The 22,906-nt window shown below is 59.1% G+C and carries 24 protein-coding genes and 1 tRNA gene; 6 read left to right on the top strand and 19 right to left on the bottom strand.

Annotation, left to right across the window (positions count from 1 at the left end):
* Positions 1–34: 34 nt before the first annotated feature.
* The 6 genes from argB to ttcA all read right to left on the bottom strand — a co-directional run bounded on the left by argB (position 35) and on the right by ttcA (position 6,795).
* Entirely contained in the window at positions 35–898 is an 864-nt protein-coding gene (gene argB, locus So717_RS02120; RefSeq protein ID WP_159974545.1) for an acetylglutamate kinase, read from the bottom strand.
* A gap of 59 nt (positions 899–957) precedes the next feature.
* A complete protein-coding gene (gene yihA, locus So717_RS02115) occupies positions 958–1,611 on the bottom strand; it encodes a ribosome biogenesis GTP-binding protein YihA/YsxC (protein WP_159974544.1) in 654 nt (217 codons plus the stop codon).
* The gene (locus tag So717_RS02110) at positions 1,608–2,339 is read right to left on the bottom strand and encodes an MOSC domain-containing protein (protein ID WP_159974543.1); all 732 of its coding nucleotides are present in this window, start codon (positions 2,337–2,339) and stop codon (positions 1,608–1,610) included. The genes yihA and So717_RS02110 overlap by 4 nt, the downstream gene beginning before the upstream one ends.
* Positions 2,336–4,162 carry a membrane protein insertase YidC gene (gene yidC, locus So717_RS02105; protein ID WP_159974542.1) on the bottom strand — a complete coding sequence of 609 codons (1,827 nt, stop codon included), beginning with the start codon at positions 4,160–4,162 and terminating at the stop codon, positions 2,336–2,338. The genes So717_RS02110 and yidC overlap by 4 nt, the downstream gene beginning before the upstream one ends.
* 158 nt (positions 4,163–4,320) lie before the next feature.
* Entirely contained in the window at positions 4,321–5,832 is a 1,512-nt protein-coding gene (locus So717_RS02100) for a putative bifunctional diguanylate cyclase/phosphodiesterase (protein WP_238840610.1), read from the bottom strand.
* Positions 5,833–5,970: 138 nt separating this feature from the next.
* Entirely contained in the window at positions 5,971–6,795 is an 825-nt protein-coding gene (gene ttcA, locus So717_RS02095) for a tRNA 2-thiocytidine(32) synthetase TtcA (RefSeq protein ID WP_159974540.1), read from the bottom strand.
* 96 nt (positions 6,796–6,891) lie between these two features.
* On the opposite strand from ttcA, the gene So717_RS02090 reads away from it, so the two are divergent.
* Entirely contained in the window at positions 6,892–7,422 is a 531-nt protein-coding gene (locus So717_RS02090; RefSeq protein WP_159974539.1) for a DUF3833 domain-containing protein, read from the top strand.
* Here So717_RS02090 and yidD read toward each other — a convergent pair.
* Genes yidD through rpmH form a run of 3 tightly spaced genes read right to left on the bottom strand, consistent with a single transcriptional unit; the run spans position 7,419 to position 8,233 of the window.
* Positions 7,419–7,661, bottom strand: a complete 243-nt coding sequence (gene yidD / locus So717_RS02085; protein ID WP_159974538.1) for a membrane protein insertion efficiency factor YidD — start codon at positions 7,659–7,661, stop codon at positions 7,419–7,421. The genes So717_RS02090 and yidD overlap by 4 nt on opposite strands.
* Entirely contained in the window at positions 7,658–8,071 is a 414-nt protein-coding gene (gene rnpA / locus So717_RS02080; protein ID WP_159974537.1) for a ribonuclease P protein component, read from the bottom strand. The genes yidD and rnpA overlap by 4 nt, the downstream gene beginning before the upstream one ends.
* 27 nt (positions 8,072–8,098) lie before the next feature.
* Positions 8,099–8,233 (bottom strand): 50S ribosomal protein L34, encoded by a 135-nt coding sequence (gene rpmH / locus So717_RS02075; protein ID WP_037911188.1) that lies wholly within the window; start codon positions 8,231–8,233, stop codon positions 8,099–8,101.
* A gap of 321 nt (positions 8,234–8,554) precedes the next feature.
* Here rpmH and So717_RS02070 point away from each other — a divergent pair, with 321 nt between their 5' ends.
* The 4 genes from So717_RS02070 (at position 8,555) to So717_RS02055 (ending at position 12,341) form a co-directional block, all read left to right on the top strand.
* Positions 8,555–9,301 (top strand): TVP38/TMEM64 family protein, encoded by a 747-nt coding sequence (locus So717_RS02070; RefSeq protein ID WP_159974887.1) that lies wholly within the window; start codon positions 8,555–8,557, stop codon positions 9,299–9,301.
* 3 nt (positions 9,302–9,304) lie between these two features.
* The gene (locus So717_RS02065; protein ID WP_159974536.1) at positions 9,305–10,723 is read left to right on the top strand and encodes a dihydrolipoyl dehydrogenase family protein; all 1,419 of its coding nucleotides are present in this window, start codon (positions 9,305–9,307) and stop codon (positions 10,721–10,723) included.
* A 12-nt stretch (positions 10,724–10,735) separates the two neighbouring features.
* Positions 10,736–12,163 (top strand): sensor histidine kinase, encoded by a 1,428-nt coding sequence (locus So717_RS02060; protein ID WP_159974535.1) that lies wholly within the window; start codon positions 10,736–10,738, stop codon positions 12,161–12,163.
* A 101-nt stretch (positions 12,164–12,264) separates the two neighbouring features.
* Positions 12,265–12,341, top strand: a tRNA-Arg gene (locus tag So717_RS02055).
* A 366-nt stretch (positions 12,342–12,707) separates the two neighbouring features.
* Here the strand turns inward: So717_RS02055 and So717_RS22615 are convergent.
* From So717_RS22615 to So717_RS02040, 3 genes are all read right to left on the bottom strand, one after another.
* On the bottom strand, positions 12,708–12,998 hold the full coding sequence (locus So717_RS22615; RefSeq protein ID WP_368854952.1) for a DUF4156 domain-containing protein: 291 nt from the start codon (positions 12,996–12,998) through the stop codon (positions 12,708–12,710).
* Between the two features lie 324 nt (positions 12,999–13,322).
* Positions 13,323–14,186, bottom strand: a complete 864-nt coding sequence (locus So717_RS02045) for a toll/interleukin-1 receptor domain-containing protein (protein WP_159974533.1) — start codon at positions 14,184–14,186, stop codon at positions 13,323–13,325.
* Positions 14,187–14,949: 763 nt separating this feature from the next.
* Positions 14,950–15,285, bottom strand: coding sequence for a hypothetical protein (locus tag So717_RS02040; RefSeq protein ID WP_159974532.1), 336 nt, complete (start codon positions 15,283–15,285; stop codon positions 14,950–14,952).
* 448 nt (positions 15,286–15,733) lie between these two features.
* Between So717_RS02040 and So717_RS02035 the strand changes: the two genes are divergently transcribed.
* Positions 15,734–15,928, top strand: a complete 195-nt coding sequence (locus So717_RS02035) for a hypothetical protein (protein ID WP_238840608.1) — start codon at positions 15,734–15,736, stop codon at positions 15,926–15,928.
* A 43-nt stretch (positions 15,929–15,971) separates the two neighbouring features.
* Here So717_RS02035 and So717_RS02030 read toward each other — a convergent pair whose 3' ends face one another.
* From So717_RS02030 to So717_RS02000, 7 genes are all read right to left on the bottom strand, one after another.
* Positions 15,972–16,781, bottom strand: a complete 810-nt coding sequence (locus So717_RS02030; RefSeq protein WP_159974531.1) for a class I SAM-dependent methyltransferase — start codon at positions 16,779–16,781, stop codon at positions 15,972–15,974.
* Between the two features lie 3 nt (positions 16,782–16,784).
* On the bottom strand, positions 16,785–17,600 hold the full coding sequence (locus So717_RS02025) for a sugar phosphate isomerase/epimerase family protein (protein ID WP_159974530.1): 816 nt from the start codon (positions 17,598–17,600) through the stop codon (positions 16,785–16,787).
* Positions 17,601–17,907: 307 nt separating this feature from the next.
* Complete coding sequence (locus tag So717_RS02020; RefSeq protein ID WP_159974529.1) at positions 17,908–19,122, bottom strand: alpha-D-ribose 1-methylphosphonate 5-triphosphate diphosphatase; 1,215 nt, start codon at positions 19,120–19,122, stop codon at positions 17,908–17,910.
* On the bottom strand, positions 19,119–19,784 hold the full coding sequence (locus So717_RS02015) for a class I SAM-dependent methyltransferase (RefSeq protein ID WP_238840606.1): 666 nt from the start codon (positions 19,782–19,784) through the stop codon (positions 19,119–19,121). Before So717_RS02015 ends, So717_RS02020 begins: the two co-directional genes overlap by 4 nt.
* Positions 19,781–20,587: a phosphonate ABC transporter, permease protein PhnE gene (gene phnE / locus So717_RS02010; RefSeq protein ID WP_159974528.1), complete on the bottom strand. Its 807-nt coding sequence runs from the start codon at positions 20,585–20,587 to the stop codon at positions 19,781–19,783. The genes So717_RS02015 and phnE overlap by 4 nt, the downstream gene beginning before the upstream one ends.
* Complete coding sequence (locus So717_RS02005) at positions 20,580–21,398, bottom strand: phosphonate ABC transporter ATP-binding protein (RefSeq protein WP_202981884.1); 819 nt, start codon at positions 21,396–21,398, stop codon at positions 20,580–20,582. Before So717_RS02005 ends, phnE begins: the two co-directional genes overlap by 8 nt.
* A complete protein-coding gene (locus So717_RS02000) occupies positions 21,391–22,260 on the bottom strand; it encodes a phosphate/phosphite/phosphonate ABC transporter substrate-binding protein (protein ID WP_159974526.1) in 870 nt (289 codons plus the stop codon). The genes So717_RS02005 and So717_RS02000 overlap by 8 nt, the downstream gene beginning before the upstream one ends.
* Positions 22,261–22,906: the final 646 nt, after the last annotated feature.

Raw genomic sequence — 22,906 nt, 5'->3', positions numbered from 1 at the left:
CTGCGCCACGTTGGGCCCTACGCGGCCCAAGGGCTCAATCGGACCGAATGATGGAGCCTGCGCCATGCTCGGTGAAAAGCTCCAGCAGGCAGGCATTGGGTGCACGGCCATCCAGGATCACCGCCGCGCGCACACCACCGTCTATGGCAGCCAGCGCCGTCTCGGTCTTGGGGATCATGCCACCGGCGATAACGCCGTCTTCGGTCAGGCTGCGGATCTGCGTGGCGCTCAGTTCGGTCACCACCTCGCCCGCCGCGTTCTTGACGCCTGCCACATCGGTGAGCAGCAAAAGCCGGTCGGCCTTCAGCGCCGCAGCCACGGCGCCCGCGGCCGTGTCGCCATTGATGTTGAAGGTCTCTCCCTGCGCACCCGCGCCCAGCGGCGCGATCACGGGGATGTATTCCTTTTCCGCGAGATCACGCAGCACACGCGGATTGACCGCCTGCGGTGTACCGACAAAGCCCAGATCGGGGTCGGTTGGCGTGCAGGTGATCAGATGCGCATCCTTGCCTGACAGGCCAATAGCGCGCCCGCCCTGCCGGTTGATGGCCTGCACGATGCGCTTGTTCACTACGCCGGCCAGCACCATCTCGACCACCTCCATGGTGGCGGCATCGGTCACGCGTTTGCCGTTCTTGAACTCAGAGGTGATCTGGAGCTTGTCGAGCATCGCGTTGATCATGGGCCCGCCGCCATGCACAATGACCGGGTTGACCCCCACCTGGCGCATTAACACCACGTCGCGGGCGAACTCCTCCATGGCCGCGTCACTGCCCATGGCGTGACCGCCGAGCTTGATCACAACGGTCGCCCCCGCATAGCGCTGCAGGTAGGGCAGGGCCTTGTTCAGCGTGCTTGCGGTTGCAATCCAGTCGCGGTTCATGTCTCGGGTCTTCATCTTTGCACCATCCGTCGGGGCGTTATGATGCGCCGCGCGACGCTGCGCAAGGGCGCGGGCTATTCCAGCGTGGCGACGATTGTGCGCAGGGTTGGGATGCCCCAACCCTTCTCGCTCGATGTGACCACGATCTCGGGGTAGGCGGCGGGGTGTTTGGCAAGGGCCGTGCGCACCTGGTCGAGGACTTTTGCGCGCTCTTTTTCCTTCACCTTGTCCGCCTTGGTCAGCACCACCTGAAAGGTGACAGCCGCACTGTCGAGCAGGCTCAGGATCTCGTCGTCGACTTTTTTGACGCCATGGCGGGCGTCGATCAGCACAAAGGCCCGGCGCAGGGTCTGACGGCCCGAGAGATACTGCTTGAGCAGGCGCTGCCACTTTTCGACCACCGGGACCGGCGCATTGGCGAAGCCATAGCCCGGCAGATCGACAAGGTAATGCGCCTCTCCCGCAGTGAAGAAATTGATTTCCTGCGTGCGACCGGGGGTGTTGGAGGCGCGGGCCAGCCCCTTGCGACCGGTGAGCGCATTGATCAGCGAGGATTTCCCCACGTTGGACCGGCCTGCAAAGCAGACCTCCAGCCGATCCGGCGCAGGCAGGCCCGACATCGCCACCACGCCCTTCACGAACTCCGTCTCGCCAGCAAAGAGCAAACGCCCCCGTTCGAGGTCCTGCGGGTCAGGCTCAGGTGCTGTGGGGAAGGGCAGGGTGCTCATGCAAGCGTGTCGCCGACGCGGGCTGTCCCAGCGGTCTTGACCTCGAAATAGACCCCGAAGTTACGCGTGTTCCAGCCGTCTTCGAGCAGCCGCAGCATACCGATGTCGCGGGTGCCGTTGGCCGGGTTGGCGTCGGGCGCGCGGCAGCGTTCGATCGGCTCAACCGGGGTGAGCGTGGCGGTGCCCAGCGTGATGCCCCCTTTCAGCAGGTCGATTTCTTCCCATGGGGCGAGCCCGTCGAGCCAGAGGTTGATGCGAAAGCGGCGCATGTCGATGTCGAACCCGGCCTTCTGGCTGAGCGCCCGCAGCGAGGCCAGATTGCCGATGGAGACGGAGGCATACTCCACATCTGTCATGCCCTGTACCGGGGCCTTGACCAGGCGCGCAGGCCCGGGCCGGTTGTCGGGCCACAAGTCGCCGATCCAGTTGCCGAGTGTGGCACCGTCGCTATTCGGGTCGATTTCCAATGCCGGGCGGTCCGGGTGGGTCAGGCGGATCCCGCTGCCGGTTCTTTCGGCACTGAGCGCGGCCAGCTGCGGGCCCGAAGCGACCTGCAGGAAGTTGCGGCGGGGTTGCCAGTTGTCGGTATCCTCAGCCTCGGCGTTCAGAAGCGCCCACAGCCGGTCACCGACCACAGCTTGGTCCGGGTCAAGATCTACCGACTGAATCGCCTCGCTGCCCAGCCCTTTGAGCGGGTGCCGCCAGATGTGGGCCAGCGTGGCGGTCACTTCTCGGCGTCCTCGGTCGATTTACGTTTGAAGCCGCTGACGATATTTCCAAAGACATCCGGTTTGTAGCCCTGACTCCGCATGATCATGTATTGCTGGCCGAATGTGATGGTGTTGTTGGCGATCCAGTAGACCACCAGCCCGCTGGCAAAGCTGCCCAGCATGAACATGAAGACCCAAGGCATCCAGGCAAAGATCATCTGTTGCGTGGGGTCCGTGGGTGCGGGGTTGAGCTTTTGTTGCAACCACATGGAGATGCCAAGCAGCAATGGCAGGATGCCGATGAAGATCAGCGCCATGATCGAGGTTGGTTCCGGCCCGTCAAAGGGCAGCAGGCCAAAGAGGTTCATGATCGACGTGGGATCAGGCGCGCTGAGGTCCTGGAACGGGCCAAAAAACGGCGCGTGGCGCAACTCGATGGTGACGAAAATCACCTTGTAGAGCGAGAAGAAGATCGGGATCTGCAACAGGATCGGCAGGCAGCCCGCAGCGGGGTTCACCTTCTCGCGCTTGTAGAGCTCCATCATGCCTTGCTGCATCTTCTGGCGGTCGTCGCCAGCTTCTTCCTTGAGCTTCTCCATCTGGGGCTGAAGCTCTTTCATCTTCGCCATGGAGACGTAGGACTTATAGGCAAGCGGCAGCAGGATGGCCTTGATGATCAGCGTCAGACCGATGATGGCCCAGCCCATGTTGCCGATCAGCAGGTTAAGTTCGTGCAGCAGCCAGAAAATCGGTTTTGTCAGGAAGAAGAACCAGCCCCAGTCGATGCTGTCGATGAAACCTTCGACCCCGGCGCTTTGATAGCTGCGGATGGTCTCCCATTCCTTGGCCCCCGCAAACAGCTGGCTGGTCACCGTGACCGAGGTGCCAGGGGCAACCGTCTGGGTCGGCATTACGGTTTCAGCTTGATAGATATCGCGACGCTCGTCGTATTTTGCCACGGATTTGAAGGCACTGCCCGGGGCGGGGATGAGCGTCGACATCCAGAAATGGTCGGTAAATCCGATCCAGCCGTTCTGGGCCACCTGTGTGACCTCGGCCCGTGCGCCCTCGCGCGCGGCGAATTCGAAGTCGGGCATGTCGGACCAGTCGGTTTCGGTCAACTCGCCATCCGCCATGGCCACGACACCTTCATGAAGGATAAAGAAATTCTTCAGGTCCGAGGGTTCGCCGTGCCGTGCCAGAACACCATAGGGTGCGACGCTGATCGGTGCATCAGCGGTGTTTGCGACGGATTGGGTGATGGTGAAGAGATAGTCTTCGTCGATGGCGATGGTGCGGGTGAAGGTTTGGCCCACGCCATTGTCCCATGTGAGAACAACGGATGTGTTGGCGTTCAACGTCTCACCCTCAGCCACGGTCCAGAGCGTGTTCGGCCCGGGAACCGAAGCGGGGTCGATCCCCGTGCCGGGGGCCCAGCCGTAAAGCGCGTAGTAAGCGTCCGCTGTTCCGACGGGCGACAGCATTTTCACGATTTCCGCTTCGGGATCTTGCGTAACGCGGTAGTCGTTAAGGGACAGATCGTCGATGCGACCGCCCAGCAGGGAGATTGATCCGGTTACCCGATCTGTGGCGACGGGGATACGGGGGGCATCGGCAAATGCATCCGGGCGCGTTTCGGTTTCTGGCGCGGCTTGCCCGTCGCCGGTGGTGGCAGGTACGGTGGCGGTGCTGCCACCACCTTCGGCTTGCGACGTTTGCGCGGGTGGGAGCGTGTCAAGTGGCGCGTCGGGTTCGGGGGGAGGGAACAGAATGAACCACACCAGGATCACAAGGAAACTGAGTGCCGTTGCAAGAATAAGGTTTCTGTTCTGATCGTCCATCTGGGACAGCCACCCTGATCTGATTGATATCAGCGTGGGTTCAACAGAGTGCGGACCCAAAGGTCAAGCGGAATCGGGGGCTTTTGGAGATTTCGCCCCGGCCATTACGAGCAGGCTGTTGAGGTCGGGGCGGCGCCCATGCAGACCAGCGTGAAACGTCAGCCGGTGCGGTTGCCGAGGATGCGCGGAACATCCTGCAGCTTGGACGTGTGCTGTGCGATCCACTCAAATGTATCCTCCAGCGGCATCGGTTTGGCAATGCCAAACCCCTGGACATGATCGCACCCCAGCTGCGCCAGGAGCGCATGTTCCCCGACAGTTTCAACCCCTTCGGCAAGGGTCTCGACACCAAGGCGTTCGGCCATGGTCAGAATGGCGCTGATCATGCGCTGCTGGTCCGGATCCCGGTCAGCTTTGAGGACAAAGGAGCGATCAATCTTAATGCGGCTCACCGAAAACCGACGGATTGAGGCAATCGAGGCATGGCCTGTTCCGAAATCATCGAGATCGATGCGGCAGCCAAGCTCTCCAAGCGCATTGATGTTGCGCGTGATGATGTCGTCGGGCGCCCGTGCGACCACGGTTTCAAGCACTTCGACCGCGAGCCGCTCAGATGTGAGGCCGAACCGGTCAAGCTCCCATTTCACCTTTTCAATGAGGCGCGGGTTTTTCAACTCCGGCCCTGCAAAGTTCACACCGACCTGGGGCACGTTCACGCCAGCCTCATCCCATGCCTTCACAGCGGCAAAAGCATGATGCATCATGACCTCGGCCAGCCGTTCCAGCATATCGGCCTGCTCGATTGCGGGCAGAAAGTCGGCTGGAGAGATCATGCCGCGCTCGGGGTGGTCCCAGCGCGCGAGGGCCTCAAAACCTGTCACGAGCCCGGTGTCTGTCGAAATCTGCGGCTGGAACCAGGGCCGGATCTGGCCGCTTTCCAAGGCATTTGCGACTTCCTGCCGCAATTCTGCACGCGTTTCCGTGCGCTGTTTCATTTCGCTGGAATAGGCGCGAATGCCGTTGGGGCCATGTGCTTGCGCCTCGCGCAGCGCTGTCCGCGCCGCCTCCATCCAGGCCCGGGGAGACTGGTTGATCACGTGAGCGTGCTGGCAAAACCCCACGGAACTGGTCAAATAGACAGATGTTCCATCGATGGATATCGGTTCTTCAATGGCGGCTTGGAGACGTCCTGCAAGCTGAATGCAAAGCTCAAGATCAAGCTGCTGCACCGGTTTCAGGCAGGCAGTAAACCTGTGGTCGCCGGTTTGTGCGACCGCGTCGCCCTCGCGCAGTGCTGAAAAGACACGCTCGCCCACCCGCGCAACAATTGTGTCGGTTGCGGCCTGGCCAAATCGGTCTGCAAACTCCGTCGCATCGTCGATTTCAATTTTGAAGATGGCAGAAGAACGGGACCCCTCCCGCGCTTGCTTGAAGCGCTCGGCAACAAGCCCGCCAAAAGCGGCACTGTCGGTCAGGCCATTGCGCAGCGTCATTGAGTCCGATGCAGCAGGCTGCCCGGCCCCGATGGTCAAAAGATAAAGGACGGGCATCGCAACAGCAGCGGCAACCAGGGCCAAGTCACCGCCAATAAGGTAGACGGCGAGAGAGAGGGCTGGCAAGCAGGCAAGGGCTGCAGGTCGGGTTAAGACATTGGCCAGAGCACGCCGCATGCGCGCAATCATTTTGCCAAATAACCCTGCCATATTGTGTCCTTTCAGATGCCGCGCCTGTGCCACGTTACTGCGGCAGCTGTGACCTGCCCGTTAACGTCGATCCGCTTAACTTAGGACGATTCTCTTAAAATGTTCCTATTTTAGTCCCAGCCCCTGAAAGTCGAAAAGTTTCGGGTCAAGCAGGTGTGAGGGGCGTGCGTTCATCAGTGCGCGAAACATGACCTGGCGGCGCCCGGGGCTGTTTCTCTCCCAGCCATCAAGGATCGCCTTGACCTGCTGGCGTTGCAACCCGTCCTGACTGCCGCAGAGATCACAGGGGATGATGGGATAGTTCATCGCTTTGGAAAACCTCTCACAATCGATCTCGGCCACATGAGCGAGGGGACGGTACAGGAACAGGTCGCCCTCTTCGTTCACCAGTTTCGGCGGCATGGTCGCAAGGCGGCCACCGTGAAACAGGTTCATGAAAAAAGTCTCCAGTATGTCGTCGCGGTGATGGCCAAGAACAACGGCGCTACAACCTTCCTCGCGTGCGATCCGGTAGAGGTGCCCGCGACGCAGGCGCGAACAGAGCGCGCAAAATGTGCGGCCCTGGGGGATCTTGTCAATGACGATGGAGTAGGTGTCCTGATACTCGATCCGATGCGGCACCCCCATCTTCTCAAGAAATTCAGGCAGAACGGTGGCGGGAAAGCCCGGCTGCCCTTGGTCGAGATTGCAGGCAAGCAGGTCAACCGGCAGGAGCCCGCGCCATTTCAGCTCATAGAGCACCGCGAGCAGGGTATAGCTGTCCTTGCCGCCTGAGAGGCACACCAGCCAGCGGGCGCCGGCGTCTATCATGCGGTATTGATCAATGGCTTCGCGCGCCGCGCGCACGATGCGTTTGCGCAGTTTCTTGAATTCGGTTGTGGATGGCGCACCGGCAAAGAGCGGATGGATATCGTCAGCTGTGTCGAACATGGGGGCATCCCGGGTTGAGTTTGCGCCTCTATACCGCCAATGCGGCTGAACCAAAAGCGGGCGCGAGACGTAGTCAGACTATATGGGGAGAGCGTCATGATCCGCAGGTTTTCTATTCTCTTTTGTGGTTTTCTGCTTGCGGGCTGCGTGGGCAAGCCGTCGCTGGAGGATGAACCCCTCTCGCCCTTGGAGCTGAACCTCGAAGAGTTCTTTGACGGGCGCGTGGTTGCGTTTGGGCAGTTCCAGGACGTGTTTGGCGCCGTGCGGCGGCGCTTTGACGTGGACATCTACGGCACGTGGGATGGTGAGAAACTGCGGCTGGTGGAAGACTTCGTTTACGAAGACGGCAGTCCCGAGCAACGGATATGGACGTTGCAAAAGACCGGAGCTGAGACCTGGCGTGGCACCGCACCCGGTGTGATTGGCGAGGCTACCGGGGAAGAGCGGGGCGATACGTTCAACTGGACATATGAAATCGACTTGCCGGTGCCCGATGGCACTCTGCGCGTCACGTTTGATGATTGGATGTGGCTGTTGTCCGAGGATCGGATCCTGAACCGCGCCTATATGAAGCGATTTGGCGTCGACATCGGCGAGGTCATCATCACCTTCGAGAAGCAGCGCTAATCGCCATGATCGGAGTGCCGCTCCGGCACCGGGTCATAGCCGCTGTTGCCCCAGGGGTGGCAGCGCCCGATGCGCCGGATGGTCAGCCATGCCCCCTTCAGGGCCCCGTGTGTGGCCAAAGCTTCCAGCGCATAGGCGCTGCAGGTGGGTTGGTATCGGCAGTTGTGACCCACCCAAGGGCTCAAGAGTAGCCGATACGCACGGATGGGGAGGGCGAAGAGATGTGCAAGTGGGCTCATCTCAGACGTGCGTGCAACCGATCGATTGCAGTTTTCAGGTCAGCGGTGAGCTGGCTGAAGGGCAGGGCGGCCGTCTGATCGCGTCGCCCAATCAGAACATAGTCAAGGCCGTCACGCCCATGGTGAGCCAGCACGAGCCGTGCGGCTTCGCGCAAACGACGTTTGGCGCGGTTGCGCGCGACGGCATTGCCAACTTTTTTGGAGCAGGTATAGCCCACGCGGATGCCTGTCGCCTCATCACCCGCTCTGACGCGCAGTTGCAAGACGAAACCGGGCATAGCGACGCGCATGGCCCGCGACGCGCGCTGAAAATCCGCGCGCTTTTTCAAGACCTGCAAACGAGACGACGCCGCCGCAAGTGCATCGCGCGTGTCCAAGACCCGGGGCGATGCGGCTTGCGGCGGCGTCATATCAGTTGACCGGTCCAAAGGCGCGATTTACGCGCTCAGCGACTTCCGGCCCTGGGCGCGGCGCGCGTTGATGATCTTGCGGCCCGCTTTGGTGGCCATGCGCGCGCGGAAACCGTGGCGCCGTTTGCGCACGAGGTTGGAAGGTTGATAGGTGCGCTTCATCGCTCCGTCTCCATGTCTGCTGTCCAGCGGCGCGGAATCGCATCGGCCCCCGGTGTCATTCGAAGCCCGTGCTCTAAAGCGGTCTGCGGCCCAAGTCAAACCCTGCAGAGGCCAATCTGGCCTGATATTGCAATATTTTCGCGCAGCACACCGTAAGTGCGCGTCAACTTGTTTCAGTTACGTGGGGTCGGGGCGGTCTGGATCGCGAAAACCGTCACGCCAGATCAAGCGCCCGTGATGGGGCTATCGCTGACGCAGGGAAACCGTCATCTACCTAGTAAGTTGAAACACGCGCTCTGAGAGGACAGTCACATGTCGGATATGACAGACCAGCCGAAATCCGGGGACGAACCGGCGCCCAAATCGGGCCTGATGCGGCATCTACCGCTGATCCTGATCCTCTGCGTTGCGGGAATTGGTGCCTTCACTCTGCGCGACTATCTCAGTTTCGATGCGCTGCGGGACAATCGCGAAGCACTTATCGCCTTTCGTGATGCGAATTTCATCGGCACTGTCCTGGTCTTCCTGGCCGCTTACATCGTGATCGTAGCCTTTTCGCTGCCCGGTGCGTTGGTGGCCACGCTGACGGGCGGTTTTCTCTTTGGGACATTCGGTGGGTCGGCGCTGAGCGTGATGGCGGCCACCATCGGCGCAACTGTGATTTTTCTGGCGGCCCGACACGGGCTGGGTGAGAAGCTCAAGGCGCGCATGGATGCCTCGCAAGGCACCGTGCGCAAGATCAAGGAGGGGATCGACGAGAACCAATGGTCCATGCTGTTCTTCCTGCGGCTGGTGCCTGTGGTGCCGTTTTTCGTGGCCAATCTGGTGCCTGCCTTCCTCGCCGTGCCAGTCTACCGCTATGTCGTCTCGACCTTTCTGGGCATCATCCCCGGCTCTCTGGTCTATTCCTCGGTCGGCTCCGGGCTGGGCACTGTGTTTGAGCGCGGCGAAAGCCCTGATCTGGGGATTATCTTTGAACCACACATCCTGCTTCCGATTCTGGGCCTCTGCCTTCTGTCGGTCCTTCCGGTGGTGATCAAGGCGATCACCGGTAAGAAGGGGCTCTGAACCATGACGCGGATGAAGACGGATGTGCTGGTCATCGGCGCTGGCTCCGGCGGGTTGTCCGTGGCGGCGGGCGCGGTTCAAATGGGGGCCGAAGTGGTTCTGCTCGAAGGCCACAAGATGGGCGGCGACTGCCTGAACTACGGCTGTGTGCCCTCCAAAGCCTTGATCGCCAGCGGCAAGGCTGCTTATGCGCAGCGTCATTCGGCGCAATATGGGGTTGCTGATGCGCCTGGTGCTGCGGACTATGCTGCCGCGAAGGACCATGTGGCGAATGTGATTGCCCAGATTGAACCGGTCGACAGCCAGGAGCGGTTCGAGGGGCTGGGCGTGCAGGTCATTCGGGAATTTGGCCACTTCATCTCGCCCACCGAAGTGCAGGCGGGTGAGATTGTCATCACCGCGCGCCGGATTGTCGTCGCAACCGGGTCTTCCCCTCTGATACCACCGATCCCGGGCCTCGACAGCGTACCTTATGAGACCAACGAGACGCTATTTGACCTGCGGGAGCCGCCCGAACATCTGCTGATCATCGGCGGTGGACCCATTGGTATGGAGATGGCGCAGGCGCACATCCGTCTGGGCAGCAAGGTCACCGTGATCGAAGGCGCCAAGGCGCTCGGCAAGGATGACCCGGAGCTGGCTGAGGTGGTGCTGACGAGCCTGCGCGATGAGGGTGTTGTCATCGAAGAAGAGGCCAAGGCGTCGCAGATCAGGGGCGCTGCCGGAGCCATCGAGGTGCTGACCGAGGATGGCCGGTCGATCAAAGGAACGCATTTGCTGATGGCAGTTGGACGCAAGACCAACACCGCCAAGTTGAACCTGGAGTCTGCGGGGGTCGAGACCACGCGCACAGGCATCAAGGTCGATGACGGCCTGCGCACCACCAACCGCCGTGTCTATGCCATTGGCGACGTGGCGGGCGGGTTGCAATTCACCCATGTCGCCGGATATCACGCAGGCGTTATCATCCGCTCGATGCTCTTTGCGCTGCCATCAAAGGCCAAGACGGCCCATATCCCATGGGCGACCTATACGGACCCGGAGCTTGCTCAGGTCGGCCTGACCGAAGATCAGGCGCGCACGGTTCACGGCGACGCGTTGGAGGTTGTGCGGTTCCACTACACGCATAACGACCGCGCCATTGCCGAACGCAAGACCAAGGGCTTTATCAAGGTGATGGTGGTCAAGGGCCGCCCCGTCGGCGCGTCGATTGTCGGCTATCAGGCGGGCGAGCTGATCAACCTCTGGGCGCTTGCACTGGCCAACAAGATGAAGATGAGCCAGATTGCCGCCATGGTGGCCCCGTATCCCACAATCGGTGAGGTCAACAAACGCGCGGCTGGCGCTTATTTTAGCCCGCGGCTCTTCGACAGCCCCATGGTCAAGCGCGTTGTGGGGCTTGTCCAACGCTTTGTCCCGTGAAACGCTGATCTCATGTTCAACTCGCTCTCAGGCCGGCTGATAGTTTTGACGATCATCTTCGTGATGATCGCGGAAATCCTGATCTTTGTACCCTCCATCGCTCGGTTTCGCGAAGACTATATGATGAACCGGCTGGAGCGGGCGCAGATCGCGTCGCTGGCTTTGCTGGCAGATGATATGATCGACCGGGAACTGGAGGCGGAGCTGCTGGAGAATGCAGGCGTTTTCAACGTCGTACTGCGCCGCGATCAGGTGCGCCAACTGATGCTTGCCTCTGACCTGCCGCAGCCGATCTCGCAGACCTATGACATGCGCGACAACTCGGCTATCCTGCTGATCCGCGACGCGCTGACCCGCTTTGTCTCGCCCGAGAATGAGGTGATCCGGGTGATCGGCGCCCCGGTGCGCGACGCAGGCCTGCTGATCGAGATCACGATGGAGACGGCGCCACTGCGTATGGCCATGATCGACTATGGCATTCGTATTCTGATCCTCTCTGCAGTGATTTCGATTGTCACCGCCTCACTGTTGTTTGTGGCCATGCGGGCCTTGCTGCTGAAGCCGATCAAGGCTGTGGTGGGGCACATGCAGAACTATGCCGCAGCCCCGGAGGATGCCCGGCGGATCATCACGCCTTCGGCCGGCGTGACCGAGCTGCGCGAAGCGGAAGAGGCGCTTCAGACGCTGGAAACGGACCTTACCCAGGCGTTACGCCAGAAGGACCGGCTCGCCCAGCTCGGCAGTGCTGTGAGCAAGGTCAGTCATGATTTGCGCAATATTCTGACCACGGCCCAGCTCTTTACCGATCGTATTGAGATGAGCGAGGACCCGGCGGTCAAACGCATGGCGCCAAAGCTTGTTGGCAGCATCACCCGCGCGGTCCATTTGTGTGAGAGCACGCTGGCCTTCGGCAAGGCGGAGGAGCCAAGCCCGACGCTGACTGTGCTGCCATTAGCCGATCTGGTGGAAGAGGTGATCGAGAGTGAGCGCCTTGCCATCGGAGAGGCGGACGTGAGCTTTGCCTGTGCCGTGCCCTTTGCCATGACCGTGCGCGCTGATCCGGAGCAGCTCTACCGTGTGTTGGCCAATTTGCTGCGCAACGCCCGGCAGGCGCTGATCGCCGCGGCGCGTCCTGGAGAGATCAGCGTCGGTGGACGCGAAGATGACAGCGCGTGGTGGATTGAAGTCACGGACACCGGCCCCGGCCTGCCACCCAAAGCTCAGGAGCATCTCTTCACGCCTTTTCAGGGTGGCGCGCGTAAAGGGGGCACAGGGTTGGGCCTGGCGATTTCGGCGGAGTTGATCCGGGGTCATGGCGGAACACTCCAGCTCGCCTCAACCGGGCCCGAGGGCACGCGGTTTCTGATATGCCTTCCGAAGGGCGATGGAACTCTGACGGTTGCACCACAACTTACGCAATCAGAGCGCACACCTGTCTGAGCGCAGTGGCACGCGGCTTTGCAGCGTTTCTGCGGTGGGGATCATTTTTGGACCAATTGGGCTTGCATAACCCGTCACACGGCACTAAACCGCGCGGTAGTGGACCGATAGCTCAGCTGGATAGAGTACTTGACTACGAATCAAGGGGTCGGGGGTTCGAATCCTCCTCGGTCCGCCACTGCACCCTAAAAGATACACAAAGAACAGCATCTTAAGGTGATCCGGCGATATGATCCCGCCGATTTTCCCACCACTAGAATGTAGTTTGCCTGTCATTCTTCCTCTAGCCCGATCCTGGGCCAAACCAGAGAAGGAAATGACATGAACACTGGATTGAACCGTCGCCGCCTGTTGATCGGGCTTGCTGCAGCATCCGGTGCCGCGGCTACTGCAAGCGCCGGAGAAGCGGAAGCGGCTTCTGGACAACGAACAGCGCCGTAAGCGAGCGCGTGCCAAGAGAGATGCGGACCGGATGCAGCGGCAGCTTGAGGCAGAGGCCCGACAAAGCGCATAAGCTGCAAAAGCGGCCGGTGCTTCAGATTGATCAGGGGCACCGGTAGGCGTCGACCTGAACGATTGTGCCGTCTTCGTTCGAACTGGTGTTGGTCAAGACAAACGCGTTACCGCCTCTGGCTGCTACGTCATTCCTAGCCTTGTTCATGGCACTGCCGGTGTTTCCAGCCGCTGATATCCCGAAGTGTTCTGACGCGGACACAGGACCAAGAAACTCACACCCATCCGTTGTAACCGTTGAGATCTGGCGCACTTGTTGCGCTGCTGGCGTGAGTTCCGTGCTGCATCCAGCAATGACCAAAACTCCCAAACCAAAGACCATCGCGCGCATCTGTGGATCCCCTTTTCCCGTCCAAATTCGTCCTGCCGTTGAAGCCTAATAGAGTTGCGTTCCTTAATCGTGTGTTAAGATCACAGAGCTGGAGCGGAAACGATCTGTCGAATTACTGGTTGATATTGACACTATCGCTCTCGAACCACAGGTTCTTGGCCTTCATCATGGGTCTCGGTCAACACCAACAAACCACGCAGTCGGTACCGTAGAATGCTGTCCTTCGTCCAGCGTGAGCCAAAGGTCGGTAGTGCGGGACTGAGCTTTCGTCCGCGAGCACGCCTTGAACGACTGGTTTAGTTTATCAGAGGAGAGCTACGCAGCACTCTGATAAGCTGCGGAAACCCTAACAATCTCCTGCTCTAGAGTAGAAAGTTGTGTCTGAAATTTCTTGAGTGACTTGTGGTTCTCTTCGACTTGGTAACGCAAGTCTCTGACGTCCCATTCGCGTGGCCTCCGAATGTTGCGTGCCTTTCGCATTCCGTGCAATCTGATCTTACCAAATTTGTATCGCGAAAGAGCTTCCATCAACGAATTGAGCTCTGAAAACTCCGACTGGGCGAATACGTCGGCATGCTCCTCAATCACTGAGTTTGCCCGAGCAAAGGCTTTCAAAAAGTCATGAAGCGTATCTTCGTTGACGTGACGCCAAAGGACTTCGCCTGTGGCCTGAAGTTCACTTAACCTTCTCAAGATTGACTTCCAAGCTTGCTCATTATCGCCATAAATCTCTTCATTGATAACTCCCGGGAAACGCTCAGCAAAGACAGCATGTATCCTTGCTACGCCACCGTCCCAGTCGTCGGCTAGGTCGACCCATTGAAGGTCGTGAAGCGTCTCTCCTCCGCCAATCGCCAGCGCCGGAATATCACACTCATCCAGTTTGATAGGTACAAACCAAGCACGGCTGTCCGGGTACTCCTGAAGCATTTCAGCCGCAATTCTCAGCTCAGAGTTCATAAAGCTTCGGTCCTTGTTAGTGAGCACGCTTGAAAAGCAAGCCAAGAAACCGGAGCCATCGCGAATAGCGTCACGAATAGCGGCTTTCCAACGCGTGCCGGCCGCTATTTCGTTCCGATCGATCCAAGTGAGAATGCCGAGTCTTTGGAGGTCTTCTTCGAGACGCTTAATTGCCGCCTTGTCCTCCCGACAGTAAGAAATGAAAACGCGCTTCGTCATAGCAGATCCCTTCAGCCTACCTTCTAGTAACGCATAAGAAAGTGATTTCTAAAAGGCTCCAAGCCACATCATCAAGAGACATACGCACAAGATAGTTCGTCTGATAGCGTGACCATTTCAGAAGCATTGGTGGACCCTGGCGCGCCTACGCTTCCGCGGAACACGTATCGATCTCCAGGCTTAAGAACAAAGCGTGCAGATAACGACTGTCCTCGAGCAATCCTCTGCCCTGTGAAACGGCGAACATGAAGTCCGGTTGCAACCGCCTTACAAGAAACAGCGCGAGGGCCCTCGTTTACGTAGTCAATCTCGAAATCTGCGACCCAGTTGAGTTTCGTCAAACTTCCTCTTGGCTGGCGCCCCCGGAACTCTGACCAACTAGTCGCGTTGTTGTCGATTAAAACCAGACGTGTGGCGTCGATCGGGAGGCTACGCTGCACCAATCGCTGCTCCTCGAACCGGCGTTCAACGCAGTCAAGATATGACCTAAATACTTGAACCCGGGCCTCGCTATCCAGGGTCGGATCTTCAAAGATGATTCCTCTAATGGCTTCGCGAGACTCAGCGCTGATCTCCGCTGATGTTAGATCGACAGCGGCCTGAAGACGTTTCTCACTATCCGAACTTAAACCGGCGCTGCATACGCCAATTGTGTTCGCAGTCGCATCCGAGACTAGTGGCTTCGTACCGATGGTTTCGTCAGGTTCCGAAGTTTGGGTACATCCGACTAAAAGAAGCGCAGCAGCTGACGACCAGAAGTTCTTCACAAGCCCGTCTGTTCTCTCACGCAGCCCAGAAATAAGTTGTACAGTTCCACGATGTTTTTTTCGGTAACTGCGGGTGAACTGAGCAATGCTGTTCGAAGGTCTCTTTCCACCTCAGCGGAGATTTCTCCGGACGCTTTGGCCTTTTCAATGACTGCAGCCAATGAGGCCTTTGTGGAGTCAGAAAAGCCCCCTCCGCACAGAGCGGCAATTCTTCTTGAGTCCGCTTCTGATCCCGAGACAGAGGGCGTTTCGTTGCTGCAGGCCGCGAGAACAATACAGATCGACGCCGCAAATAAACTGGGTTTGCTTATCCGGTTAGCAATTCTGTTCATGAAAGTGCTTTCTTTAACTATCTATCCAACGCGCTGCCAACAAAAGACTGGGATAAGGCGACCGATAACAGAAATGTCGAATTCAGCCGACGTCGTAGTCCTTCTTTGTTATCGACAGTCGCAATCGAATGCTAAGACCTCAAAGAAGATAAGTCTACAGCGTAGCCCAAGTTGGGCAGCGCGATAACGGTTTGATGGATCGTCTCAGAAGCGCCAGCGTGGCCCCTCCAGAGGTTTTCGCGGTAACCTTAACGAGACCCGCTAGAGGGCATTCTGACAGCCCTACGTGAGCGTGAGGTGCCATAGATCGCACCAGGCTACCCCCGTTATGAACCGCGCTTGTGTATCAGTCGTCACTATTATTGTCGCTGCACTCCTTGGGCAAGCCGGCCCGGTCGCAGCCAGTAGCGGGCCCATCGCGCATATCCTTTGCGCCTCAGGCGAAGACATGCGCCACAGGCTGGAAACTCGATATCGTGCGCACCGGGCTTGGGCCGGGCTGCGGGGCCCAGATGAGGTCATGGAGCTTTGGGAGAATGCGGAGGGTGAGTGGACCCTGATCATCACATATGCGGACGGTAAACGGTGCATCGTGGCCATGGGCGAGGCGCTGTCGCCCATCGCGGGTATGCCCCACGGCTGATTTACCGGTTGAGGGCGCGCGGAAACGCGCCCTCCTTGGGGTGTCAGGCTTCCGGTGTACCAAGTCTCGCCAAAGTGACATGGGTCTTTACTCGATATGACAGCATGCCACGGTCGTTCGTATGCCCTTCAAGCAGCCGCCCAAGCTCAGTTTCAAAGTCACAGGCTTGGCTACCCAGCTTCGAGCGGGCAAAAGTGTTTCGCGACTGCTGGCACAGCACGAAACTGTCGATCGTCTGCTCAAACGGATCAGAGACAAAGTCGCGTGCTTGGACAACGTCCACGAAATCCAGGTGCCGCGTGCGCGAAGATTGCCATTCTTGTGAACCAAACGGTCGCCCTGTCGCTTTGGGCACCCATTTTTCCAGAAAGGCCCGGAACTCCGGCGCCCATGCGGGCTCAAACGGGTCGTCCCCGACGACGATCGCAATGAGATGATTGGGGACAAGATGGTGTTGCAGTTTGTTGAACAGTACCACCGGGTCCATCCAGTGGATGCTAGATGCAAAGGTCACCAGATCGAACCGGCCATGCAGTGCAGCATCTTCTGCTTTGGCGCACAGCCAATGAATGTTTGCAGCATCGCCATTGTCGAGGGACTTGCCCAAGTTGATCATGTTTGCAGATGGATCAACGGCAACGACCTGGTCAAAGTATTTGGCCATAGGCCGCGCGATCTTACCCTCACCACACCCCAGGTCGAGCAATCGACCGCACGAGGGCGCCTTATCCAACACAAAGGCATAGGCTCCGTCGGCATAAGGCGGCCGATGCCGATAAAGATCGGCAACCTCAGCTGCCATAAAGGACGTGCCTTTCAGGTCGTCAGGCGTGCGGGTCTGCTGTCGGGTCATCAGTTACATCACCAACCCAAGGCGCTTCAAATAAGTAAACCCCTGCGGGATGTCCGACTTGCGGCGAAGCTCCAGGACCAGATGCGGGTCGGATGCGCATTCGGACAAGGCACGAAACACCTCTTGCCAGTGGATCTCACCCTCGCCGGGCGCCCAGTGCCGGTCGGCGTGGCCGTCCAGGTCTTGCAGGTGCACGTGTCGCAGCTGGTCGCTGGCATCCCGGACAAAGTAATCCACTGGTGGCGCGCCTGACATGCGGCGCGCTAGATGCGCATGGCCTGTGTCGATGGAAAGGGCAATAGCGTCACTTTCAAAGCTGTCGACCATGGCCCGCCTGCTTGCCGGGTCCACATCCAGAATGTTTTCGATCACCAGGGTGATCCCAGCCGTCTCTGCCGCTTTGATCACGGGCATCATCACATCATGGATGCGGGCCAGCTTGGTGTCCCAATAGTTCGGCTTGTTGAGACGATTCCATTCGTACCAGCGGGTGAGGGGCGAGTGCAGCACCATTTGCCGCGCACCGACCCGCTCGGCGGCCTCAAGTGCTTTGAGGTAGCGCGCGGTGATGATGGGGCGGACTTCAGGGTCCTTGTTGTCCATGTCCAGCCCCTCGTAAGGCCCGTGCATCCCCAGCCGTCCACGAAACCCCGTCAGCGCCGCTTTCGAGGCGGCAATGCGGTCTTCAAACTCAAGCGCGAGGTCTTGGTGGGTGCTAAAGCCTTGCAACTCGATGTCGCGGTCGGCGTCAAAAAGCCAATCGCGGTGATCGCCAATTTCATGTGGTGCCAGGCAAGCACCGACTTTAAGCGGTGTCATAGGTCTGAGCCCTTCTTGGGTCTGAGATATTGAGATAGGCTAAGAGTCCTCCTTTGAGGCGAAATGCCATATCGGGAAGATCCCACCAACAACCGGTGGACAGCGGAGTGGTCCTTCAGAGGTTCGGACGGCGTAGCGGCGCAACCTCCAAAGCAAAGCCCTGCTGAGAGAACGCAGAAAATCTGGTTCAGGCCCAAAGCTGTCGCCATTCGTGACAAGACGCTGGCATGGGGGTACATGAGCCTGCCAAAACCCATGATCCGCGTGATCGCGAGGCCAAGGCCTGGCACGTCGTCCCGATTCAACGTCATGCAGCGAGCGGTATCGCGCGATAGGCTGCGCGGCCCGCCACCCAGGTCCCTTGGATCGCGGGGGTTTGCCCCTTGGGCCAGTCTACCAGCACAAGGTCAGCCCGTTTGCCGACAGCGATTTCGCCCCGGTCATCCAATCCCATGGCCCGCGCCGGACCGCTCGACACAAGCGACCATAGTGTCGACCGATCCGCCCGTTTCTCCCGGTCCAAACGGTCCACCGCTGCCAGCATGGCGGGGTAGTAGTAGTCAGAAGCCAGGGCATCACACAGGCCCGCTTCAACCATGTCACCGGCCCCAAGCGAACCGATATGGCTGCCGCCACGTACCGCATTGGGCGATCCGAAGACGATCATATCACCGTTGGTGCGCGCTTGCTCGACCGGACCCATCGTCATCGGAAACTCGGATGTGGATGCCCCGATGCTGTTGTAAAACCGGCGTGTTTCAGCCTGGGTGTCATCGTGGCTCAGCATCGGTATACCCTTGGCGCGGGCCTTTGCCGCTACGCTTTGCAGCGTTTCCACAACCTCCGCCCGCCGGTTCCAGACCTTGTGCACCAACGCCTTGTGGTCGTCGTAGTCCAAGCCCGACCTTTCTGTATGCTTGCGATAGCGTTTTTCGAACAATGCCGCATCGCTCAGATCCATGATCTTGAACTCCGGACTATGCTCAAAGGGGCGCTCCTGCATCACCGTGTCGGCGCTGCGCATCGCCATCGAGAGGTGATCGTTGAAGGCAAGAGACGGCGTGAGAGGCGCGTCCATCGCCCAGTCGAGGGTATCCAGTGCCTCAAAGGCGAATGTTTCCCAACGGAGTTGGAACCTGTTTTCAACCATTAAGCGCGGCGCCAAGTTCATGATTGCTTGCATCATGGTGCGCCCGCGCTCGACGCTGCGCAGACCCGGCTCATAGCTTAACGTGATGGAGTGATAGGTCGTCGCGATTCCGTTCGCGGCAAGTTGCCGGTCGGTTTCCAAAACGGCGGTTTCCATCGGAAAGAACACGCCTGGGCGCGGCATGACCTGCCGCTCAAACGCGTCGCCATGCACGTCGATCAGTGCCGGCGCGAGGATCATGTCACGGGCGCCGATTTGGGTGCCCCGAACCGGTCCACCGATTTCAACAATGCGACCATCCTGCATCGTAACGGTTGTGTCCGCGATCTCGCCGGGCAAGTAGACCTCTGCCCCCACAAAGGTTTGGATCATGCCTGACGCTCCAGGATGAGGTGCCAGTGCCAGGATCCGGGCTTTTCATGCTCGCGGTCCTCCATCCACATCACCTCAAACCCTTGGAAAAGAGCCAGCATCTCCACTGCGCCACAATAGTAGTGGGGGTGACGCTTGTCTGATCCGTCTTCATCAAACACCCAGGTGTTACGGGAAATCTCACGTGGCTCATTGAGCTTTTCACGGTCAATCCAGAGGCGGCGCTTTGACAGCATCGTCAGCATGAACGTCCCGCCCGGCTTCAGGACCCGGCGCACTTCGCTGATCGTGTTGAGCAGCACAGTTTCATCACCATGATAGATCACGTTCCAGCTGAGCACGTGGTCAAACGCGCCATCCTCGAACGGCAGGTCATCCATGCGGCCAAGCGTGGTCTTCACGCCGATGCCCGCCTTGTCGATCTCGGCCAGACCCTCAGGGGCAGCATCAAGCGCGGTCAACTCGAAACCCGCAGCTTGCAGAGACAGCGCGTGGCGTCCCACGCCGGCCCCTAGGTCAAGAATGGCAGCGCCCGCTGCCAATTCCTCAGCCCAGCGTTTGACATCCGCCTCAGGCGTCAACCATTTCGAGCCCTCTTCGATCTCGTCCCAGATCTTGCTCCAATGCTGATCCGCTGTGTCGGTTTTGGTGATGATGTTCAACGCACTACTCCAATGATCTTGGTCCGGGCCCAGCCCGACAGGTATTCGATTGAGATGACCACAACGGCGATCATCAGGATAACGGTCATGGCGGTCGGATAGTCAAAGAGGTCAAAGCCCACCTTCAACTCGATCCCGATGCCCCCGGCACCGACAAGGCCCAAGATGGTCGAGGACCGCACCGCCTTTTCCGTTGCAAAGAGCGAGGTCGAGATGAAAGCCGGCATGGCCGCTGGGATGGTGGCGCAGGCCACCACATCCAGTTTGCGTGCGCCTGTCGCCGTCAGGCTTTCAGAGGAGCCCTTGTCGGCCGCCTCCATGTCATCGGCAAAGAACCGGCCACAAAAGCCGATCGTGTCGATGGCAATCGCCAGCATACCCGCAAAGGGCCCAAGGCCCACCGCAACCACAAAGACCAAGGCCCAGGCGATATCCGGCACTGCGCGGATGAACCCCAGCGCGGTGCGCACGATCTGATTAATCCATGTTGGCGCGATCAGCCCACGCGCGGCCAAAAGCGCTACAGGCACTGACAGGGTGATCCCAATGACCGCACCGGCCAGAGCGATCTGCAAAGTCTCCAGCATCTTCCAGCCCAGCCGCGCAAGCACCTGAGGTTCCAGGTTGGGTGGGAAAGCACGGTCCAGAAAATCTGCAAAGCGCGGCGGAGATGACACGACCTTATCGATGGAAAAGCCGGCCCCGGTAAAAGACCACAGAATGATCACGATGGCCGCGGCATAGCCCAGAAAGGCCAAGGCCGAAGGGCGCTCAAACCGGGCAGGAAGCGATGCGTCAGTCATAGAGCCCTCGCAGTTGTTCCGCATTCAGGCTGGCCGCACGCGCGTCCAAAGGCATACCGCCATTTGCCAGACCAAGAATGCGGTCACCGTATTTGAGTGCATGATCTATATTGTGCGATATGAAGATCACCGTGACCCCCTCTTGCCGGGCGAGGTCAAAGAAAAGATCCATGACATCTTCCCCCGCTGCCGGGTCCAGAGAAGCGGTCGGTTCATCCGCGATCAAGATCCTCGGCTGACCGACCAGCGCTCGCGCGATGGCGACCCGTTGAGACTGCCCACCGGACAAACGATCGGCTCGGCGCTGCGCAAGTTGGGCGAGCCCGACCTTCTGCAAAGCAGCCATCGCAGCTGCGCGCGAGCGCGCTGGTGCAAGGCTTTGACTCCAGTGACGCAGCCCCGGCTTTTGCCCCAACAGCCCCTGCACCACGTTGGACAGGACCGACAGCCTCGGCACCAGATTGTGCTTTTGGCTGACCAGACCGATCTGCGCCCGCATGGCACGCAGACCGGAGCTTGAGGCGCTGCGCACATCCGTGCCCACCACATCAATTGAACCTGCATCGGTAGGGATCAGTCCCATCAAGCAGCGCAGCAGCGTGGACTTTCCGGTCCCGTTCGCGCCGACGATGGCGACAGCTTCGCCCCGTGATAGCCCAAAAGAGACATCGGAGAAAACCGGCGTTCCGGCAAAGCTTTTTGCCAATCCTGTTACGCGCAAATCAACAGGCAAAACCGGGGCAAATGACTCTGCCCCGGTCCCGTCTGGCCGCGTGTCCGCGACCAGCGTTTCGACCGACAAGTCAGTCACCGATGAAATTGTCGAACTGGGGGTAGCCTGCGTTCGAATACATCGAGCGGACGTAGTCATAGGCGCTGTCCTCGATCTCAACGAGGTCCATGCCAACGTATTTGTCGTTCTCTTCATGGGCGGTGATGCCGGCAATGATGCTGTCTTTGTTGGCGATGATGGCCTGCTGAACGGCAGTCGCCGCTTCTGCCGGTACATGCGCGCCAACCATGATCATATCATTCGGTAAATCGCCGGACCGTGCGATCATTTTGAAAAAGCCGTAAGGCAGTTCGGTTTCCTTGGCCCGGACGTTCAGCCAGCTGCCCGCATTTGAGCCAAGCGCATCCACATCGCCGTTCTTCAGCGCTTCATGAGCGATGTTACGGCTCGTATGCGTCTTCTCAATATCGTTGACCGGGTCGAGACCGTAATCAGCCAGCACTTGCATCGGGCAAAGCATGTTAGAGGTGGAACCGATGTCACCGAACGCGACCTTCTTGCCTTTCAGATCGGCGACGGTGTTGATGCCACTGTCCGCCCGCACAACGATGGCGCAGTGATAGTCCGGGCGCCCCAAACCGATGATCGGCGTGGCATTGGTCAGTTTGTTTATGACCACGTATTCCGCGGGACCAGAGATCACGAAATCGACCGTTTCGCCGCGCAGTGCTTCGGCCGCGGCGGTGCGCGAATTCACGGCATAGAAATCAAATGTGTCGCCGGTTGCAGCTTCAAGCGCATTCTTGAACGGCCCCCACTCAATCTGCAGGCGCTCCATGCCTTCAACGTCCGTGACGGCCAGTTTCCAGGTTTCGGCATGTGCCGCGAATGCTGCGGATACAGCCAGCACAGCGCCAGCCAGAACAGAACGAAGTTTCATGGTGATTCCCCCATTTTGAAATTCATCCGGATGATTTGGCGGGAATGAAACAGCCAGGTGACAGAAGCATGGAGTTTTTATTTTCTCTGAGCATCGTCAGGCAGCTTCACCCACGGCTGTCACATGTTTGGAAGTAATGAGGGTCGTCTGGCGAGGTTTCGCCTGTAGAACAGAACTTAATTCTGTCACCGCAAGCCACCGCGAGCTTGCCTTCACCTGAACCTTTGCGAGGAACGCTCACACATCGCGCAAAGTAAACTGATGGCCACTTTGTAGAAATCGAACACGCAACCAAGCACCACCACAGGAGGCATCCACTTCGCCCCCGAGATTTTTTTGCGTCGGCCGCGAACCGCTCGTTGCTGACCATCAGATCAGAAAACCGACCGACAGCTCCGCCACGACCCACGATGATCCAACCCGTTGAAAGCGAAAGAGCGGATTAAGCTTCCCCGAAATTGACGCCCGCGAACGACCGGTTCGACGATATGCATTACGAATTCGCAAATGGAGTACTGCACATACAAAGAAATGCTGCGTGAGCAATAGCTGCAATTGCACAAGTCCGCTTTGTCCCGCGACTCGCTCGCCCAGGCATCCCGACCCGATGTCTCCTTTGGGCTGCTCGCTGTCGTTGATGGGTCGT

The organism is Roseobacter cerasinus (assembly GCF_009811755.1).
Taxonomy (GTDB): Bacteria; Pseudomonadota; Alphaproteobacteria; order Rhodobacterales; family Rhodobacteraceae; genus Roseobacter; species Roseobacter cerasinus.
This window is presented reverse-complemented; position numbering and strand designations above follow the sequence as displayed.